General features: G+C 50.2%; 3 protein-coding genes. All 3 read left to right on the top strand.

Features of this window, described 5'->3' with window-relative positions; translation table 11 throughout:
- Positions 1 to 174 precede the first annotated feature (174 nt).
- Genes KQI79_RS27920 through KQI79_RS27150 form a run of 3 tightly spaced genes read left to right on the top strand, consistent with a single transcriptional unit; the run spans position 175 to position 2,904 of the window.
- The gene (locus tag KQI79_RS27920) at positions 175 to 720 is read left to right on the top strand and encodes a DUF6431 domain-containing protein (RefSeq protein WP_322112102.1); all 546 of its coding nucleotides are present in this window, start codon (positions 175 to 177) and stop codon (positions 718 to 720) included.
- Between the two features lie 38 nt (positions 721 to 758).
- Entirely contained in the window at positions 759 to 2,111 is a 1,353-nt protein-coding gene (locus tag KQI79_RS27155) for a DDE-type integrase/transposase/recombinase (protein WP_216541446.1), read from the top strand.
- The gene (locus tag KQI79_RS27150; protein WP_216541447.1) at positions 2,104 to 2,904 is read left to right on the top strand and encodes an ExeA family protein; all 801 of its coding nucleotides are present in this window, start codon (positions 2,104 to 2,106) and stop codon (positions 2,902 to 2,904) included. Before KQI79_RS27155 ends, KQI79_RS27150 begins: the two co-directional genes overlap by 8 nt.
- The last annotated feature ends 96 nt before the right edge of the window (positions 2,905 to 3,000 follow it).

Here is a 3,000-nt window from a genome sequence, read left to right as displayed (position 1 = left end):
TGTTTACGCTGAAGCATAATGCCCGAAAGCTGACGGTATTGCCTGTCCAGGGATTGACGAATATAATGTCCGTATCACAGAAAAGGAAAAGGATGCCTCCATATAGCGTGAGCCTGTTCGCGCAAGCTCACTGGAGACATCCCCTCACAAAACGTATGATCATTGTATCAAATTATGAGCTGGATGAGAAGATCCCCGGCGTTTTTTGTTAGGTGTGCAGAAATTGTCCCTAGCCCTTGCTGCATTGCGAGTTTAACGGTAATCGGTAGCCGAGGCCGGAAGATTGTTCATGCTACAGGGGAAAAGAGCGAGTTGGTTATTCGAAGATTGCGTTGTACGGCTTGTCGGAAGATTCATCATGAGTTACCGGATTGCATTGTACCTTACAAGCGTTACGAGTCGGAATGTGTGGAAAATGTCATCACGTCTGAACCGTCAGAAGTAGATGTTGCCGCAGACAACTCCACGTTGTACCGTTGGCGGGCTTGGTTTTGCTCCATGGCCACCTACTTGCTAGGGTGCTTAGAGTCTATCGCCATTCGCTTTCATCTAGATGTTGTGGAGGAATCGTCCACTCCTTCACAAGCTGCACACCATAGATTCGGACGTTATGTCGGTGATGCTGACGGATGGCTAGCTAGAGTTGTCCGGCCTGTTGCAAATTCAAACTTTTGGGTTACATACCCGTTCTGCATTCTTGTCCAAGGCCCTCTGAGATAGACTCGTAAACGAATCTATCAGAGGAAAGGTGTAATGGGATGAAAGATCAAAAGAAAGCAGAGCAAATCGCAGCAGACCGTGTGCAGCTCCTTGCCCCGTTGCTTACGGAAGGGCTCGATCCGGCAAAGGCGAGGGAAATCAAGCAAAGAATTTGCGAGCAAATCGGAATATCGGAGAGAACGCTGCGGCGGTATCTAGCAGCCTACCGGCAAGATGGCTTTGGCGGATTAAAGCCGAAGAGCAAAGGGAAGCAACCCGCAGCCCCCGCCATTCCGTCGGAGGTCTTGGAGCAAGCAATCTTGCTGCGGCGAGAGGTACCAAGTCGTAGTGTCACCCAGATCATTCAGATCCTGGAATGGGAAGGCCGCGTTAAGCCAGGTCAAATCAAACGGAGCACGCTTCAAGAGAAGCTAACGGAACGTGGTTACAGCACAAGACATATGCGAATGTATGCAAACTCTGGTGTAGCGGCTCGCAGGTTCCAACAGCCACACCGCAATCGTCTATGGCACTCGGACTTAAAGTATGGTCCGTACCTGCCCATTGGACCGGATGGAGCGATGAAACAAGTGTTTCTCGTCACCTTCATCGACGATGCGACGAGATTCGTGCTGCATGGCGAATTTTACCCGGTCATGGATAAGACGATCGTCGAAGACTGTTTCCGAAAGGCCATTCAGAAATACGGTGTTCCGGAGGCGGTGTACTTCGACAATGGGAAGCAGTACCGTACCAAATGGATGACACGGACGTGTTCCAAATTGGGTGTGCGACTTCTTTTTGCGAAACCGTACTCGCCAGAATCGACCGGTAAGGTTGAGCGATTCAACCGGGTGGTAGATTCTTTCCTTAGCGAAGCAGCACTTGAAAAGCCTAAGACGATCGACCGACTGAATGAGTTGTTCGAGGTCTGGCTCTCGGAATGCTACCAGAACAAGCCGCATTCGGCATTAGAAAACAAACGAAGCCCTGAAATCGCCTTTCGAAATGACAAGAAGGCGCTTCGGTTTGTGGAACCGGAGGAACTTGCCAATGCATTCCTTCACTGTGAAACCCGCAAAGTCGACAAAACCGGTTGCATTAGCTTCTTGGATCGAAAATATGAAGTGGGGCTTCCTTTCATCGGATGTACCGTGGATGTCGTGTATGACCCGTCAGACACCACCGAGTTGACGATTGAGTATGAAGGCCACGAACCGTGGAAGGTCAAAGAGCTCGTGATCGGTGAACGCGCCGGAAAGCGTCCTCCGTTGCCAGACCATCTTCAGCCTGTTCCAGTAGAATCGTCAAGGCTGCTAAGTGCTGCCGAAGTACAGAGTCATCACCGCCGTTCCGTGCAAGCTCCGGCCGTTAGTTACCGTAGGAAAGGTAAGGTGAATGGCGATGTTTGAGGCATTCTACGAGCTTAGTCGTTCACCGTTCTCCAGAGATGTCCCGCCTAGCGAGCTGTATGAGTCGGTCATTTTGGAAGAGACGCTGGGACGGTTAGAATATGCGGCAGAGAGGCAATGGTTTGCTGTCGTTACCGGAGACTGCGGAACGGGGAAGACGACAACGATTCGGCGGTTTGCGGAAGAACTGGATCCCGCAAAGTTCAAAGTGCTCTATCTGTCAGATTCAAAGCTGACCCCGCGGCATTTCTACAAGGGACTACTGGAACAACTCGGTTGTGAGTCGAAGTTTTATCGCGGGGATGCGAAGCGTCAGTTGCATCGGGAGATTGAGCTCATGCGAGGAATTCATGGATTGCAGCCCGTCGTGGTCGTGGATGAAAGTCATCTTTTGGATCGTGAGATGCTGGAAGAGGTTCGCTTTCTTCTGAATTTTAAGATGGATGCACAAAGCCCAATGGCTCTTATCCTTGTCGGGCAAAGCGAACTCTGGGATCGCATTAACCTACAAGCTTACGCTGCAATTCGTCAACGCATCGATCTGCAATGCAAACTTCCGCATTACGACCGGGCCCAAACAGGAGCTTACATCGAGAGACACATGACCTATGCCGGTGCGGAACGGGACATATTCACCGACGGAGCCATTGATGACATCTATCGCTTTTCTAGTGGAGCAGCTAGGCTAATCAACAAAGTATGCACCCATTGTTTAATCTATGGGGCCCAGAACAAACACCGCATCATCGATGATCATATGGTTAAACGCGTCATTCAGGGAGAATTATCATAATTCCCCCTCTCGTATATCCGGATGCGGTCAGATTAACCGTCAATAGCAGGATAACTTACACCATCAATCTCCGGACATTATGCGTTAGCAATAACA

The organism is Paenibacillus sp. MSJ-34, from assembly GCF_018918005.1.
In the GTDB taxonomy this organism is placed as follows: domain Bacteria; phylum Bacillota; class Bacilli; order Paenibacillales; family Paenibacillaceae; genus MSJ-34.
Note: the sequence above shows the minus strand (reverse complement) of the source record. Positions and strands in the feature narration are given on the sequence as shown.